We start from the raw sequence: 15,400 nt of genomic DNA, 5'->3' as shown, positions 1-15,400 counted from the left end.
TATAATACGTATACAGCCACTATTAAGAATGCGCTTAATAGTGGCTTTTTTATGGATTGTTTTTGACAAAAACGTGAACATTTGCTGTAAGCAAATGGAAGGAAGTGGACCATAATAAAGAAGAGAATCATACCGCATTCCTTTATTAGCTTACAAAGTTGGCAATGTTGTTTATGGTAAGTAAGGGGCATTGTCTACTAGGCTAGACAGTTGCCAAGTCCTTCTAATGAAGGTAAGATGAATTTGAGGTGAAGAAACGAAATGGAACGACTACAAAAGGTAATAGCACAAGCAGGTATCGCATCAAGAAGAAAAGCAGAAGAACTTATTCAACAAGGGAAAGTTAAGGTTAACGGCAAAGTCGTGACTGAACTAGGAACAAAAGTGAGTGTGCAAGATAAAGTTGAAGTAAATAACATTCCTCTTGAAAAAGAAACACCTGCCTACTTTTTATTATATAAACCAACTGGTGTTATTTCGAGTGTATCTGATGATAAAGGAAGAAAAGTGGTCACAGATTTCTTTCCAGAAATTCCACAGCGCCTTTTTCCAATCGGTCGCTTAGATTATGATACATCTGGTTTAATATTGATGACAAATGACGGAGACTTTGCGAACATTTTAATGCATCCAAAGTATAAGGTTGAAAAAACATATGTGGCGAAGGTAAAAGGTCCGTTAACTGGTGAAAAAATCCGCATGTTAGAAAAAGGTGTTATGCTTGAAGAAGGGAAAACAGCGCCTGCGCGTGTGAAAGTCCTTTCTTGGGATAAACGTAAAGAGATTGCGATTGTACAATTGACAATTCATGAAGGAAGAAATCGCCAAGTGCGCAGAATGTTTGAAGCAATTGGCTGTAAAGTAATGAAATTAAAGCGCGAGCGATATGCCTTTTTAGAGCTAGGTAGCTTACGCCCGGGAGATGCAAGAGAACTATCTCCTCATGAAGTAAAGCAACTTCGTGCTCTTGCTTCAACGAAACCAAGATAGTACGGAGCAAGAGGAATAAAGTGAAACTTCCATCAGTGGGTTTTTTTATCCCCCACTTCTCGCTTTTCTCTCAATCTTGAGGTGGTGGGGGTCTTACTGCCGGCAAATAGCGGGATAAAGCTTCTATCAGTAAAGAAAGCTTTGCTGATAGAAGTGAAAATATAGAAAAGTTTAGTATGTGCTAAACTTCTTTATTCAGTTAGGGAAGGAGAGACACCGTGAAGAAAAATAGGTTATTCTTTCGTGTAATCATTTTACTCATATTAGGAGGCGCATTAGGTTTTACATTATATCAAAACTTTTTTGCTAATAAAGAGGAAGTGCAAGTAGGAAAAGAAGCGCCAAACTTTGTTGCTACTGATTTAGAAGGGAACAAGATTACATTAAAAGATTTAAAAGGAAAAGGTGTTTTCTTAAATTTCTGGGGGACATGGTGTGGACCTTGCGAAAAAGAAATGCCATATATGAATGAATTGTACCCTAAATATAAGGAAAAAGGCGTCGAAATAGTGGCGTTAGATGCAGACGAAACAGAACTTGCCGTGAAAAATTTTGTGAATCAATACGGACTGAAATTTCCGGTATCGATTGATAAAGGGCAAGAAATTTTAAATACATATGGTGTTGGACCGTTACCGACAACGTTTTTAATTGATAAGGACGGAAAGATTATCGAGAAAATTACAGGTACACAATCTAAAGAACAAATGGAAGAATATTTAAAGAAAATTACTCCATAAATGAGAAGGGTATAGAAGATATATTCGTGCTCTTGGTCAATCGAGGTACTGTGTTTAATTTCAGTACCTATCAATAAAATTCTGATTATTCAGTGAAAAAATGAGACATAGATACATAGAGAAAAGAAACGGCGGTGAGAGATTTGGAACAAATAAAGTGCGTTTGCGGTCATGTAAACCCAATCGGTACAATCTTTTGCGAAGCTTGCGGAAAACCTTTTGAAGATGAGAAAGATACAAAATTATTAGATATGCGATATGAAGGAAGTGCACGGCGGTCTCTTACGCATACAAGAACAGTTGTAGATAAAATTTGGAGTTTTTTCTCTTCTGTAAAAGTTGGAGTGTGGCTCATCGTTATTACACTTATCGCATCTGGAGTGGGGACGATTTTTCCACAACAAATGTATCTTCCACCAAATGTTACACCGGGAGAATATTATGAACAGCAATATGGTTTCCTTGGGAAGATGTATTACCAGTTAGGGTTTGACAATCTATATAGCTCTTGGTGGTATATGATTTTAGTAGCATCTATCGGGATTTCTCTCGTTATATGTAGTCTAGATCGTGTTGTTCCTTTATATAAAGCGCTGAAAAAACAAGGAGTAACAAGGCATCCGAGTTTTTTGAAGAGGCAGCGGTTATATGGAGTAGCACTAGCAACGAAAGAAGAAATTGAATGTGTTAAAGAAAACTTGAAAAAGAAAAAATACAATGTGCAAGTGGAAAATGAGAACATTCTAGCAGAAAAAGGACGCTTTTCTCGTTGGGGTCCATACATAAATCATATCGGTCTTATTATTTTCTTATTTGGAACGATGCTTCGTTTTGTCCCTGGTATGTATGTAGATGAAGCGCTTTGGCTTCGTGAAGGCGAACTGAAAGAAATCCCGGGAACAGATGGGAAGTATTATTTGAAGAACGAAAAGTTTATTAAAGAAGTTTATGATAAGAATAAAGAAAATCAAGTATTTAATGATGCAATTGATCGAGTAGGAAATAAAATGATTCCCAAAAACTATCAAACAAATGCTGTATTATATAAAACTGTTGGAAAAAATATTGCTGGCCAAAAACCAAAGCTTGAGAAAGTGAAAGAATACAGTATTCGAGTGAATGAACCTCTTAAATTTGATGATTATGCTCTTTATCAAGTTGATTTTAAAGAAGGAGAACTTAGTAAAATGTCTTTCAATTTACAAAAGAAAGACAGCGGACAAAAATGGGGTCCAATTACAGTTGACCTAACAAATCCAAAAGAAACATACGATTTAGGAAATGGATATTCGCTTCATTTGCTAAGTTATTTTCCAGATTTTTATTTTGATGAAAGTGGCAAACCGAATACAAAAACGAAGCTTCCTAATAATCCAGCTTTTGTCTTTAAAATGTTTACACCGGAAACGCCAAATGGAGAAGTGAGCTTTGTTGGCATTCGACAAAATATAGAGCCAGAAGGAAACAATTTATACAAAATGTCTTTTGCGGGTATAGAAACACGCAATGCTACAGCACTTACTGTACGAAAAGATTTGACAATTTGGATTATAGCTTTGGGAGGATTTATTTTCATGGTCGGTGTGATTCAAGGTATGTATTGGAATCATCGCCGTATTTGGATACAACGTGTTAACAATGAATGGTGGATTGCTGGGCATACAAATAAAAATTGGTATGGTTTGCGAAAAGAGATAGAAAAAGTACTAGAAGGGACAAGCATTCCACAGCCAAATGATAAAGCCAATGAGAAGAAAATTAGTTAAGGTGGGGAGAGAGTATGGTAGAAATAAGTAGTAGTTTCTTATTTGCTGCTTTCGTATTGTATTTAATTGCAACGTTGTTTTTTGGAGGTGCCATTAAAGAAAAAGGGCGGAAGTGGGCAAACATTGGGATAAGTATTACTATTTTAGGTTTTGCTGCGCAGTCGGTATACTTTGTTACGAGATGGATTGCATCAGGACATGCACCAGTTAGTAATTTTTTTGAATTTGGGACATTCTTTGGCATGATGATGGTTGGTGCATTTATTATTATGTATTTTATATATAAGACAAGCATCCTTGGCTTATTTGCACTTCCAGTTGCTATTTTACTCATTGCCTACGCAAGTATGTTTCCGAGGGAAATTACACCGCTTATCCCTTCATTAAAAAGTTACTGGCTACAAATTCATGTAACGACAGCAGCAGCTGGCCAAGCCATTTTAGCGATTAGTTTTATTGCGGGGCTTATATATTTACTGAAAAATGTGGATCAGTCAAAAAAAAGCAAGCAAACATTTTGGCTGGAAGCAGTTATTTTTTCGCTTGTTTGTGTAATGGGATTTATAGCGGTGACAACTGCGTTTTCAAGTGTAAAGTATGAAGCGAAATTCCAATGGATTGATAAAAATGAGCAGAAAGCAGAAATGGTGTACAATCTACCTGCTTTAGTCGGACCTCATGAAGGAAAATTAGTCACGGCTGACAAACTTGAGCCTGCTGTAGAAACACCTGCTATTATTAATGCGAAAAAATTAAATACAGTGATTTGGTCGATATTTATAGGAACAGGACTGTATATCTTATTAAGATTGATTTTACGTAAACGAGTGGCAGCGGCGATTCAACCAGTAGTACAAAAAGTGGATAGTGATTTGCTTGATGAAATTGGATATCGCTCTGTTGCAATTGGGTTTCCAGTCTTTACGTTAGGCGCATTAATTTTTGCGATGATTTGGGCACAAATTGCATGGACACGTTTTTGGGGATGGGATCCAAAAGAGGTTTGGGCCCTTATTACATGGCTCTTTTATGCGGCCTTTTTACATTTACGTTTGTCTAAAGGGTGGCACGGTGAAAAGTCAGCGTGGCTTGCAGTAATTGGATTTGCAATTATTATGTTTAACTTTGTAGTGGTAAACTTAGTGATTGCGGGTCTGCATTCATATGCATGACAATAACTGAAGTTCAACAAATCTTGTTGTACAGCTTACTATTGCGGTATAAAATAGGAAGGTGACTGTCACTTTCCTATTTTATTTTTGTTAATTTCTTTTCTTTTTTGAGAAAAACATGACAAAGTGTAGGCTGATTTTGTAAAATGATGTCGAGGAGAAATTATATTATTCAGGAAACATACATGTTTTTGGAAAAAATATGAACAAATTTTATTATTTATGTGAAACATAATGCAAAGGTGAACTTTCAATCACGAAGGGTTTTGTCAATGAAAATGAGATAAGAGTAAGTTTCGTACGCTATCCCAACGGTAATGAGAATTTCTAACTCATAAGATGATAAGTTGGGATAACGCTAGCATGCATCTGATTCGTTCAACTAATCCTCGGTAGAAACCACAAACTTTAGGGAGTTTCACTTTAGTGAAGAAAGGTAGGTGTGAACCGTTGTGACATTTCTATGTACAGCGGGTTGCAATGGAAAATGAATTGAAGATTTTAATTGTAGATGATGAAGATCGTATTCGTCGTTTGTTAAAAATGTATTTAGAGAGAGAGCAGTATATCATTGATGAGGCTGACAATGGTGAGACAGCGTTAGAAAAAGCGTTGCAAAATGATTATGATCTAATTCTTTTAGATATTATGATGCCTGGAAAAGATGGTATTGAAGTGTGTAAAGGGATTCGTGAGAAAAAAGCAACGCCGATTATTATGCTAACGGCAAAAGGAGAAGAAGTAAACCGCGTACAAGGGTTTGAAGTTGGTACAGATGACTATATTGTAAAGCCGTTTAGCCCGCGCGAGGTTGTCCTACGTGTGAAAGCGGTTTTACGTCGCTCAGTTACAACGACATTCTTTACGCAAGATACGACAACAAAAGATGTTATTGTATTTCCTCATCTCACAATTGATAACGATGCACATCGTGTTACAGCTGATGGTGAAGAAGTGAATTTAACACCAAAAGAATATGAATTATTACTGTTTTTAGCGAAGGCACCTGATAAAGTATTTGACCGTGAGCAGTTATTAAAAGAAGTATGGCAGTATGAATTTTTCGGTGATTTACGTACAGTTGATACACATGTAAAGCGTCTGCGTGAGAAGTTAAGTAAAAAGTCAGCAGATGCAGCGAAAATGATTGTAACTGTATGGGGTGTTGGTTACAAGTTTGAGGTTGTGAACGATTGATGCTTTGGAAAAGTGTAGTAGGTAAGTTATGGCTGACGATTCTCCTCCTTGTTTCCTTTGTACTTGGTTTCGTTGCTATTTTACTTTCACAGTTTTTTGATAATTATTACGTAACAACGGGAGAAACGAGGCTTTCAAAGGTTGCAACGAGTGTTTCTGAATTAATAGAAGAGGGGGCGGATGAGCAGACGATAGAACATATCGCATATAAATTTGCTGATCCCCTTTCACGTATTATTGTTGTTAAAGATAATAATGAAATATCTGCCTCCCCGGCTCAACAAGGATTAGCAACATTAAGACTAACAGATTTAAAAAATGACAAAGAGTTACAAGCGGTATTTACAGAACGTAAACATGTACAAAAAATTAAAAACGTCCCAGATGAAAAAAATAAGAAAAATCCTGAGAATGATATTATGATTGTCGGGGTTCCGTTAAAGTCGTCAAAAGACGGTGCGGTCTTCGTATATCAATCGTTACAAGTACCAAAACAAGGAATAGAAAAATCGACGGATTTTATCTTTTTATCTGCAGGGATTGCGATTATTTTAACAACGTTTTTTGCCTTTTTCTTATCAACACGGATTACAGCTCCGCTGCGTAAAATGCGCGAAGTAGCTTTTGAAGTAGCGCGCGGGAAATTTGATGCGAAGGTACCAGCGGTTTCGCAAGATGAGATTGGTGAACTTGCAACAGCTTTAAATCAAATGGGGAAACAATTGAAGTTTAATATTAATGCACTGCAACAAGAGAAAGAACAGCTTTCTAGTATTTTAAGTAGTATGGCTGATGGTGTTATTACGTTAAATCAAGAAGGAGAAGTCGTTGTAATTAATCCGCCAGCAGAGCGTTTCTTACAAGTATGGAATGAAGAAAAAGAGATAGAGTTAAGTGTGAGTTTGCCATCTGAGCTGGTTGAACTGTTTCATCTCGTTGTAGAAAGTGAACAGCAACAAGTGATAGAAATTAATTTAGAAAAAGGTAATTATGTTGTACTGATGACACCGCTGTACAATCAGACGAAGATTCGCGGTGCTGTTGCGGTACTTCGTGATATGACGGAAGAACGCCGTCTTGAAAAAATGCGTAAAGATTTTATAGCAAACGTATCGCATGAATTACGTACACCAATGGTTATGTTGCAAGGGTATAGTGAAGCAATTTTAGATGACATTGTTCAAACGAAAGAAGAAGTACATGAATTTGTGCAAATTATCTATGATGAATCTGTACGCTTAGGCCGTCTTGTAAATGAATTATTAGATTTAGCTCGAATGGAGAGCGGTCACGTAGAATTACATATATCGGAAGTAGATATTGTTCCATTTGTTGAAAAGATTGCACGGAAATTCCAAGGGATAGCAAAGGAAAAAGAAGTGCAGTTAGTAGTTGATTTTCGGACTTCTATAGAGAAGCATTCTTTTGATCCGGATCGGATGGAACAAGTGTTAACAAATTTAATTGATAATGCTTTAAGGCATACAAACGCAGGCGGTAAAGTATCGCTTATTATTGATGAGAAAAATAATGGAATTGTATTCGAAGTCGAAGATTCTGGAGTTGGTATTCCGGAAGATGATATTCCATTCTTATTTGAACGTTTTTATAAAGCGGATAAGGCTCGTACACGTGGAAAAACAGGTGGTACAGGGCTAGGACTTGCGATTGCAAAAAATATTGTGCGAGGGCATGATGGTAAGATTACAGTATCGAGTGTAGTAGATAAGGGGACAACATTCTCTGTATATTTGCCAACACAAGTATGATGAAATTATATGCGAATTTTTAAGCTTATCTTTTTGATAAGCTTTTTTTATGAACAAAAAAAGGAATGTTAATATAAATGAAGAACGCAAAAGAAAATAAGGAGGGAAAACATGAAACTGTATACAAAAACAGGTGATAAGGGGCAAACAAGTCTTATTGGAGGACGCGCAGATAAAGACAATTTGCGTGTAGAGGCATATGGAACAATTGATGAGGCGAATTCATTCATTGGACATGCGATGACATTGTTGCGCGATGGATTGTTTCAAGATATTTACCAAGAACTTGAAAAAATTCAGCATGAGTTGTTTGATTGTGGCGGGGATTTAGCAATTGTGAAGAGAAAAATTCCGTATAAAGTAACAGAAGATATCATTACTTTTCTAGAAGAAAGGATTGATATATATATTCAAGAAGCACCGCCACTTGAGCGTTTTATTTTACCAGGAGGAAGCCAAGGTGCAGCTCTTATTCATATCGCTCGTGCTGTTGTACGAAGAGCAGAGCGTTGTATTGTTTCATTAATGAAACAAGAGGAGATTAATGAATATGTGTTGCAATACGTAAATCGCTTATCGGATTATTTATTTGCAGTTGCGAGAGTTGTGAATGCTCGTTCTAATGTGAAAGATGTAGAATATGAAAGAAGTGCGATTGTATTTCGAGATAAGGAAGAGAAGAAAGAGAAATAGGCTCTTTCTTTTTTTTGTATACTTTTTGCTATAATCAACCACAATAGAAAAAGTGTGGTTGTTATTTAGAAAACGGAGGATTTACAATGAAAGCATTAAAAATCATTTTGCTTTTCTTTTGTGTCTTTTTTATAGCACAAACAGAAGGTGCTGCGGAAGAAAAGCGGTGGGAATGGCCAGTAGAGGGGAGAATTAGCGATTATTTTGGAACGAGAAACGGAAAGCATTTTGGTATTGATATTGCTGCACCGATTGGTACTTCAATAGCAGCTATGCAAGATGGTATTGTAACAAGATCTTATTTTTCTGATAGTTACGGACATGTGGTGTTTATTAAACATGAAGATTATGAAGCTGTATATGCTCATATGAATAAACGACTTGTGAGAGAGGGAGATACAGTTTCACAAGGGCAAAAAATTGGCCAGGTAGGAAATACAGGACAATCGAATGGTGCTCACTTGCATTTAGAAGTTCACAAAGGGGCTTGGACGATAGCAAAAACAAATGCAGTGGATCCACTGCAAATAATTCAGGAAAAGCCTAACACGGTAGCCTCTGCCTCTGTATATGTCGTACAAAAAGGTGACACATTGGTCAGTATTGCTAGGAAGTTCGGTACAACTGTTGAAGAATTGAGAGTGAAAAATCATTTGCAAAAAGATATGATTTATCCGTCGCAAAAATTACATATTAATTGAAAAAGAGCTAGGAAGACTAGCTCTTTCGCTTGTTACCAAAAAATAAAGATACATGCAAATCCAGTAATGATTAAATAGCTATAATAATAAAACACTTTCGCTCGTGTTTTTTCTTTTGTCCTAAATAGCACAAGAGTAGGTTCAATAAGACCGATAACGAAACAAAGAAGACCGAGCAGCATACAGCCGAGAGACAGCGAATACAAGGCAATTTGAATTTGAAATGGGAGGATAAATTTTAATAAAAATGCAATAAGTACAGTATAGCAAATGGTCCCAATATACATATTCAATGTTGTATTAGATCGATAACCAGGCAATTTTTTTAAAAATGGTCTGGAAACAATCTCTGTTTCTAAAGATGTATAAGTTTGAATAATTTTTTCTGCCTTTTTTCCTTGATGAAAAAGAGAAAGAATCCAATTTCGTTCTCCCTGAAAGACGAAATGAGTTTTTGTTAAATAATGATCAATTTTGACTTTTTTCCAGCTTTTCCATGGATGTCTTTCGCAAAGTCTTAGTTTACTGTCTAATTTTTTATCATATTGATATACACTAATGCCATCTTTATCAAAAGCAGCATAATATGTATCTCTTGAGAATTTACCTGAGTCAAGAGGACAATAGAACAGCAATTCCTTTTTTAAATAAAAGTATTCTTTGCGAAGATTTTTTTTCATAATTTCTCGAATAGGCTGTTTTTTTTCTTTACTCATGACATTTCCTCCACTGTAAGAAAATGCTGTTTTTCTTAACAATATCATATCTTATCACTTTCATGTATAAATGACTAGAGAATTGTGAGCAAAAAAGAACAAACACGAAAATTTGTTCTTTTTTGTCATATTATTTACTTATTGTTAGAATAGCATGCAATTATGAGGAGTAACTGGAAAAGAAGCATTTTCATTCACATTGTTTTAAATTTGTTGTATAATGATGTGGAAAATAGAATATCGGTCTATCTTCGGGGCAGGGTGAAAATCCCGACCGGCGGTGATGAATATGTATTTTTATTCTAAGCCCGCGAGCCGTTAAGGCAGGATTTGGTGCGATTCCAAAGCCGACAGTACAGTCTGGATGGGAGAAGATGGAGGTTCAAGCGTTCAAAAAAGATAAATATTTGAACGTCTGTTTAATGTGCCTAAAATTTCTCCCTTTGCGTTTCGAACGCGAAGGGTTTTTTCATGCTAGAATAAATTTAGGCATAGCAGAGCCTTTCCACTTTCCATGAGATGATCGATGGAAAAGGAGAGAGAAACATGAAACAACAGAAGAGTGTAGTACAAATGGTAAGTGTGGCGATGCTGAGTAGTATTGCGTATTTACTAATGATGTTAGAGTTTCCGTTTCCGGGAATCCCGCCGTTTTTAAAAATTGATTTTAGTGATGTTCCAGCTTTAATTGCAGCCATCATTTTTGGACCAATTTCAGGTGTAATTGTAGAAGGAATAAAAAATGTTCTTTATTATGGTATTCAAGGAAGTTTAACGGGCGTACCGGTAGGAGAAGTGGCGAATTTTATTGCTGGATGTCTCTTTGTACTTCCAGCATCTATTTTATTCCGTAAACATCGAACGGTTAAAAGTTTAACAACTGGACTGATGTTAGGAACAATTTGTATGGCACTTATTATGAGCGTACTTAATTATTTCATCATTTTTCCAGCTTACACTTGGTTTTTAAATTATCCTACTATGTCTAACAGTGCACTACGTCAAGTAATTGTAGCGGGAATTTTACCTTTTAATATAATTAAAGGAATTATAGTAACAATTATTTTTGTTCCTTTATTTTCTCGATTGAAAGTATGGGTATTTGCGAAAATGAAAAATGCATAAATAGAAAGTTTTGCATCAGTGGAAGTTTTTTCTGCTGATGTTTTTTTATTCCGCTATTCGTGGGCAGCAGGAACCTCATCTCAAGATTGAGAGAAGCGAGGAGTGGGGGATGAAAAAATCCCCGCTGATGGAAATTTGACTTTATCTCGCATAATGAGCTGTAAGAGTCTGTTTGATGGGGCTGATTTCTAAATTTAGGGTGAGTGACTAGTGAAAGATTGCTTAATAGAAGGAAATAAGGTGTAAAAAAATAACCCTCACATTTGAGGGTTATTTTTTTGAAGTCTACAATAAGACTATTCAAATTTTAATGCGTCACCGTCGAATGCTTCATCTGCCACTTTGATAGAATCAGTTGGGCAGCCTTCGAATGCATCCATCATATCATCGATTAATACATCTGGGATTTCAACGATACCTTGGTTATCGTCTAGTGTTACGAATGCAATACCTTCATCATCGTAATCATAAATGTCCGGTGCAGCTGCTCCGCAAGCTCCACATGCAATACAAGTGTCTTTGTCAACGATTGTGTATTTTGCCATTTTTGTATACCTCCTAAATAATATGTATATGTATATAAGAACACTGATGAAAAATTATAACCTTATTGTAAAACGGTTTTTGAAACTTTTCAATACAAAGTTATAATGATAATTCTTATCAATTGAGTATGTCAACTCATTTCTATAGTTGTACATAAAATTTTAAAAATATCTAAATAGGATGCATTTTGTTACAATGAAAGTAGAAGTAGACTGAAAGGGTGGAAGAAGCGTTGCAGCTACAATATACTGTATTATACTGTTTAAAACAATTAAAAGGTGAACGAACGGTTTCTTCAATTTATCACCTTTTAAAAGGGAAACGTTCTTCACAAACATTGCAAGATGGGAATATGTTTCATCTTTCCTTTTTGTTTAGTGTATATAAATCTTTAAGACGTCATGATTATGATAAACAGATTGAATCGTTATTAAACAAGCAATTTATTACATGTGTGCATGAAAATACTTACATTTTATCTGAAATGGGAAAGAAACAAGTAAACGAATGGGAAGAACTTTTTTCTTTCCCGAAATATTTACACGGTTTGCAATACGGTGAACTTGGAGAGAGTTTTTGGAAAAGGCTATCTTTGATTGTGCAAACCGTATCTAATTTGCAACAGAAATATGTAAAGTTTCTTCCAATTCAGCAAGATACAGAAATCACGATGTGGGTAAAACAATTTATTATGAACTCTTCTGTTTCAAGAGGACAACTAGCGGAACAGTTATATAAAGAAATAAATGAAATATTAATGTATGTAACCTCTCTAGAAGCAACCATTTTCGTATATCGTTTAACAGGATACCACCGTATTGGTTATACAACAGATCAACTTGGAGATATGATGAAGCAAGATGCGTTTCGAGTATATCTTTTATTTTGGGGAACGATTCATTTCATCATTCAATATGTACAAAATCAACAACAGAAGTTTCCGTTATTGGCACAAATTATTGCGTATCCGAATGAAAAAGCAGATTTATTTAGTATATCAACACAAAAAACATATCAACTATGGAAGCAAGGACGAACAATGGAGGAAATTTCTAGGATAAGAAAATTAAAACTTGCGACAATTGAGGATCATATTGTAGAAATTGCATTGCGCGAAAAAGAATTTCAGGTGGAGCAATTTATAGAAAAAGAAAAAATGAAACAAATCCAGAAAATGATTGAGGAGTTACAGACGCGGAAGCTGCGAGTTTTAAAGCAAACTGCTGGAGAGCATGTTTCCTATTTTGAAATTCGTCTTGTATTAGCGCGAGTAGGGGGATTACATGAAGCTTGAAGATATTTTATATCAGTGGTTTGGGTACAGGACATTTCGGCCGGGGCAAAAGGAAGTCATTACAGACTTATTAAATGGAAATTCTGTTGTAGCGATGCTGCCAACTGGAGGGGGGAAATCGCTCTGTTATCAACTTCCAGGGTTGATACAAAATGGAACGGTACTCATCGTTTCACCGCTATTGTCATTAATGGAAGATCAAGTTACACAGTTAAAATATATAGTGAAAAATCAAGTTATTGCCTTTAACAGCTTTCGAACAATGGCAGAGAAAAGAGAAGCTATGCGGCGATTACATTCCTATAAATTTGTATTCGTATCTCCTGAAATGCTGCAATCAGAAGTGTTTCTAAAAGAATTAAGAAAAATTCATATCTCTTTATTTGTGGTAGACGAAGCGCATTGTATTTCTCAATGGGGATATGATTTTCGAACAGATTATAAAAAGTTAGATCAAGTTATTGCATCGATGGGCTATCCTACGGTTCTTGCTTTAACAGCTACTGCTACGAAAGAAGTATTACAGGATATTATTGAAAGTTTAAACTTGAAAGATGTGAGGCAGCATTTATATTCGATTGATCGTCCTAATATTGCTATGAAAATAGAATTTGTACAAACCATTCAAGAGAAAAAAGAAGTACTGTTATCTCATGTGAACTATTTGCAAGGTCCTGGTATTATTTATTGTTCAAGTAGAGCTTGGACTGAACGTCTTGCAGCGTATCTACGCAGTGAAGGTATCGAAGATGTTGCGCATTATCATGGCGGAATGGAGCATGAAGAACGGATGTTAATTCAGCAACAGTTTATGAACGATCAACTTCAACTTGTTGTGTGTACAAGCGCATTTGGTATGGGAGTCAATAAGCAAAACACGCGTTATATTATTCATTTTCATTATCCGACAAATATAGAGTCTTATTTGCAAGAAATTGGACGGGCAGGTCGAGATGGAGAACCAAGCATTGCCATTTTGTTATGTAGTCCGCTTGATCATGAATTGCCAATCTCCATTATTGAAGAAGAATTACCAAATGAACAGCAAATTCGCTTCTTATTTTCTTTATTACGAGAAACAGTGGCTCAGGCCCAAGTATTACCGTTAGAAGGTGTAGAAGAAATTTGTTATAATACAGCGGGATTGAGTGAACAACATTGGCGATTTATTCGATATCATTTTGAAAAGATGGATATCATACAACATAGGCAATTGATGATTGAGTCTTTGTCAGATGAAGCGGAGCAGAAGTTAATTACAGAAGTGAAAGCTCGGCTTTATAATAAATATGGTCAACTAGAGACGATGAAAGAATGGATGCGGCGAACAGATTGTAAAAGAGAAGCGATTCTTTCTCAGTTTGGATATGTAAAGGAAACGCAGCCAAAAAATTGCTGTAATTATTGTGGAATTTATATAGAAGATTATAAAAAAAGGCAAGCAAGGCAATCTGTTTTCGACTATAATTGGGAAACAGAGTTACAATTGCTCTTCGGATTCAGAATGGAGGAATGATGGATATACGCAAGAAAAGTATTGAAGACATGAGTCTAAAAGAAATCCGACTTAATTTATATATTACGCAAGCGATTATTCTATGTATTGGAGCCTTGTTAGCTTATATATTATTTCCGAGTATAGATGCATTTCTAGATTTGTGGAAATGGGATTTTTTATCTATTCTTCTAATAGGTGGCGGAGTAGCTTGTGTGATTGTTTTACTTGATTATATTGCAATGAATCTTTTTCCCGAATCATGGTTCGATGATGGCGGGATTAATGACCGTATGTTTCAAGGAATGTCTGTTTTCCAGGTGTTTGCAGTTACCCTTTTAATTGGGACAGCAGAAGAGTTTCTATTTCGTGGTGTAATACAAACATATTTTGGCTTAATGTTTGCGAGTATAATATTTGCAGTTTTACATATTCGTTATATTACTAAGCCGTTTCTATTTTGTTTTGTATTGATGATTAGTAGTGTATTTGGTTATGTGTTTCAATGGACTGATAATTTACTAATTACGATTTTTGCGCATTTTTTAGTCGATTTCATAATGGGATTGCAATTAAGAAAGCAAATAGAAGGTGGTGGTGACCGATATGGCGAAGCAGACAACAGAGTTTGAAGAGAACATGAAAGAGTCAACGGAAAAAGAAGGAGAGGGTTTACCGCCACGTAGTGAAGTTCATAAAGATAAGAAAAAATCAAAATTTAAAATAAAGCACTTTTTCGTTCGGATTTTAACATTATTATTTATTCTTCTTCCGATTGGTATTTTGTGGTATACGGAGCGTTACATTGAGGGGAAGAAAGCAGACTCAAGTGCTAATTCTGAAAAAAGTGCATTTGAAGTTATTTTTTTTGATTCAAAAAAGAAAAATAATGAATCCAATTCATCAGCAAAGACCTTTCAATTTCATACGGTGAAAGAGGGAGAAACGCTCGAAAATATTGCAAAGAAATATTTTCCGAATGAAGATGGGATAGCGATTATAAAGAAATATAATGAAGTACCAGAAGAGTTAGAACCAGGACAAGTGTTAAAAATTCCGAAGAAGCCAGAACCAGAACAGAAAAAATAAAGTGAACCTTCCATCATTGATACAGCTTACTGCCCGCGAATAGCGGGAGCAAGAAAAACCTTCTACAGAAGTAGAGGGTTTTTCTTCACTTGCTGGCGTGAGGTAAT

At 35.7% G+C, this 15,400-nt stretch carries 15 protein-coding genes and 1 riboswitch; of the genes, 13 read left to right on the top strand and 2 right to left on the bottom strand.

What is annotated here, in order from left to right; translation table 11 throughout:
* The first annotated feature begins 261 nt into the window (after positions 1 to 261).
* The 8 genes from rluB (at position 262) to AB1279_RS16870 (ending at position 9,028) form a co-directional block, all read left to right on the top strand.
* The gene (gene rluB, locus AB1279_RS16905) at positions 262 to 990 is read left to right on the top strand and encodes a 23S rRNA pseudouridine(2605) synthase RluB (RefSeq protein WP_429751005.1); all 729 of its coding nucleotides are present in this window, start codon (positions 262 to 264) and stop codon (positions 988 to 990) included.
* Positions 991 to 1,208: 218 nt separating this feature from the next.
* A complete protein-coding gene (resA, locus tag AB1279_RS16900; protein ID WP_429751003.1) occupies positions 1,209 to 1,730 on the top strand; it encodes a thiol-disulfide oxidoreductase ResA in 522 nt (173 codons plus the stop codon).
* 143 nt (positions 1,731 to 1,873) lie between these two features.
* A complete protein-coding gene (resB, locus tag AB1279_RS16895; protein ID WP_429759988.1) occupies positions 1,874 to 3,496 on the top strand; it encodes a cytochrome c biogenesis protein ResB in 1,623 nt (540 codons plus the stop codon).
* Positions 3,497 to 3,510: 14 nt separating this feature from the next.
* Positions 3,511 to 4,668: a c-type cytochrome biogenesis protein CcsB gene (gene ccsB, locus AB1279_RS16890; protein WP_429750999.1), complete on the top strand. Its 1,158-nt coding sequence runs from the start codon at positions 3,511 to 3,513 to the stop codon at positions 4,666 to 4,668.
* Between the two features lie 480 nt (positions 4,669 to 5,148).
* Positions 5,149 to 5,865, top strand: coding sequence for a DNA-binding response regulator ResD (gene resD / locus AB1279_RS16885; protein ID WP_253629103.1), 717 nt, complete (start codon positions 5,149 to 5,151; stop codon positions 5,863 to 5,865).
* Complete coding sequence (locus AB1279_RS16880; RefSeq protein ID WP_429750997.1) at positions 5,865 to 7,634, top strand: ATP-binding protein; 1,770 nt, start codon at positions 5,865 to 5,867, stop codon at positions 7,632 to 7,634. The genes resD and AB1279_RS16880 overlap by 1 nt, the downstream gene beginning before the upstream one ends.
* A 111-nt stretch (positions 7,635 to 7,745) precedes the next feature.
* Positions 7,746 to 8,327: a cob(I)yrinic acid a,c-diamide adenosyltransferase gene (locus tag AB1279_RS16875; RefSeq protein ID WP_429750995.1), complete on the top strand. Its 582-nt coding sequence runs from the start codon at positions 7,746 to 7,748 to the stop codon at positions 8,325 to 8,327.
* Between the two features lie 86 nt (positions 8,328 to 8,413).
* Positions 8,414 to 9,028, top strand: a complete 615-nt coding sequence (locus AB1279_RS16870) for a peptidoglycan DD-metalloendopeptidase family protein (protein WP_429750993.1) — start codon at positions 8,414 to 8,416, stop codon at positions 9,026 to 9,028.
* Between the two features lie 32 nt (positions 9,029 to 9,060).
* On the opposite strand, the gene AB1279_RS16865 is transcribed toward AB1279_RS16870, so the two are convergent.
* Positions 9,061 to 9,744 carry a hypothetical protein gene (locus AB1279_RS16865; RefSeq protein WP_429750991.1) on the bottom strand — a complete coding sequence of 228 codons (684 nt, stop codon included), beginning with the start codon at positions 9,742 to 9,744 and terminating at the stop codon, positions 9,061 to 9,063.
* Between the two features lie 243 nt (positions 9,745 to 9,987).
* Positions 9,988 to 10,124: riboswitch (FMN riboswitch) on the top strand.
* 166 nt (positions 10,125 to 10,290) lie between these two features.
* Between AB1279_RS16865 and AB1279_RS16860 the strand changes: the two genes are divergently transcribed.
* Entirely contained in the window at positions 10,291 to 10,869 is a 579-nt protein-coding gene (locus AB1279_RS16860; protein ID WP_429759987.1) for an ECF transporter S component, read from the top strand.
* Between the two features lie 296 nt (positions 10,870 to 11,165).
* On the opposite strand, the gene AB1279_RS16855 is transcribed toward AB1279_RS16860, so the two are convergent.
* Positions 11,166 to 11,414, bottom strand: a complete 249-nt coding sequence (locus AB1279_RS16855) for a ferredoxin (RefSeq protein WP_017152544.1) — start codon at positions 11,412 to 11,414, stop codon at positions 11,166 to 11,168.
* A 233-nt stretch (positions 11,415 to 11,647) separates the two neighbouring features.
* Between AB1279_RS16855 and AB1279_RS16850 the strand changes: the two genes are divergently transcribed.
* Genes AB1279_RS16850 through AB1279_RS16835 form a run of 4 tightly spaced genes read left to right on the top strand, consistent with a single transcriptional unit; the run spans position 11,648 to position 15,293 of the window.
* Positions 11,648 to 12,709, top strand: a complete 1,062-nt coding sequence (locus tag AB1279_RS16850; RefSeq protein WP_429759985.1) for a helix-turn-helix domain-containing protein — start codon at positions 11,648 to 11,650, stop codon at positions 12,707 to 12,709.
* Positions 12,699 to 14,225 (top strand): RecQ family ATP-dependent DNA helicase, encoded by a 1,527-nt coding sequence (locus AB1279_RS16845; RefSeq protein ID WP_429759983.1) that lies wholly within the window; start codon positions 12,699 to 12,701, stop codon positions 14,223 to 14,225. The genes AB1279_RS16850 and AB1279_RS16845 overlap by 11 nt, the downstream gene beginning before the upstream one ends.
* Positions 14,222 to 14,836, top strand: a complete 615-nt coding sequence (locus AB1279_RS16840) for a CPBP family intramembrane glutamic endopeptidase (RefSeq protein WP_429750985.1) — start codon at positions 14,222 to 14,224, stop codon at positions 14,834 to 14,836. Before AB1279_RS16845 ends, AB1279_RS16840 begins: the two co-directional genes overlap by 4 nt.
* Positions 14,811 to 15,293 (top strand): LysM peptidoglycan-binding domain-containing protein, encoded by a 483-nt coding sequence (locus tag AB1279_RS16835; RefSeq protein WP_336482774.1) that lies wholly within the window; start codon positions 14,811 to 14,813, stop codon positions 15,291 to 15,293. The genes AB1279_RS16840 and AB1279_RS16835 overlap by 26 nt, the downstream gene beginning before the upstream one ends.
* Positions 15,294 to 15,400: the final 107 nt, after the last annotated feature.

Source organism: Bacillus sp. S14(2024) (genome assembly GCF_050473785.1).
GTDB lineage: Bacteria > Bacillota > Bacilli > Bacillales > Bacillaceae_G > Bacillus_A > Bacillus_A yunxiaonensis.
This window is presented reverse-complemented; position numbering and strand designations above follow the sequence as displayed.

Coding starts and splice junctions, on each gene's coding strand:
- rluB (WP_429751005.1), top strand. CDS start 262: ATGGAACGACTACAAAAGGTAATAGCACAAGCAGGTATCGCATCAAGA.
- ccsB (WP_429750999.1), top strand. CDS start 3,511: ATGGTAGAAATAAGTAGTAGTTTCTTATTTGCTGCTTTCGTATTGTAT.
- resD (WP_253629103.1), top strand. CDS start 5,149: ATGGAAAATGAATTGAAGATTTTAATTGTAGATGATGAAGATCGTATT.
- AB1279_RS16880 (WP_429750997.1), top strand. CDS start 5,865: ATGCTTTGGAAAAGTGTAGTAGGTAAGTTATGGCTGACGATTCTCCTC.
- AB1279_RS16875 (WP_429750995.1), top strand. CDS start 7,746: ATGAAACTGTATACAAAAACAGGTGATAAGGGGCAAACAAGTCTTATT.
- AB1279_RS16870 (WP_429750993.1), top strand. CDS start 8,414: ATGAAAGCATTAAAAATCATTTTGCTTTTCTTTTGTGTCTTTTTTATA.
- AB1279_RS16865 (WP_429750991.1), bottom strand. CDS start 9,744: ATGAGTAAAGAAAAAAAACAGCCTATTCGAGAAATTATGAAAAAAAAT.
- AB1279_RS16860 (WP_429759987.1), top strand. CDS start 10,291: ATGAAACAACAGAAGAGTGTAGTACAAATGGTAAGTGTGGCGATGCTG.
- AB1279_RS16855 (WP_017152544.1), bottom strand. CDS start 11,414: ATGGCAAAATACACAATCGTTGACAAAGACACTTGTATTGCATGTGGA.
- AB1279_RS16845 (WP_429759983.1), top strand. CDS start 12,699: ATGAAGCTTGAAGATATTTTATATCAGTGGTTTGGGTACAGGACATTT.
- AB1279_RS16840 (WP_429750985.1), top strand. CDS start 14,222: ATGATGGATATACGCAAGAAAAGTATTGAAGACATGAGTCTAAAAGAA.
- AB1279_RS16835 (WP_336482774.1), top strand. CDS start 14,811: ATGGCGAAGCAGACAACAGAGTTTGAAGAGAACATGAAAGAGTCAACG.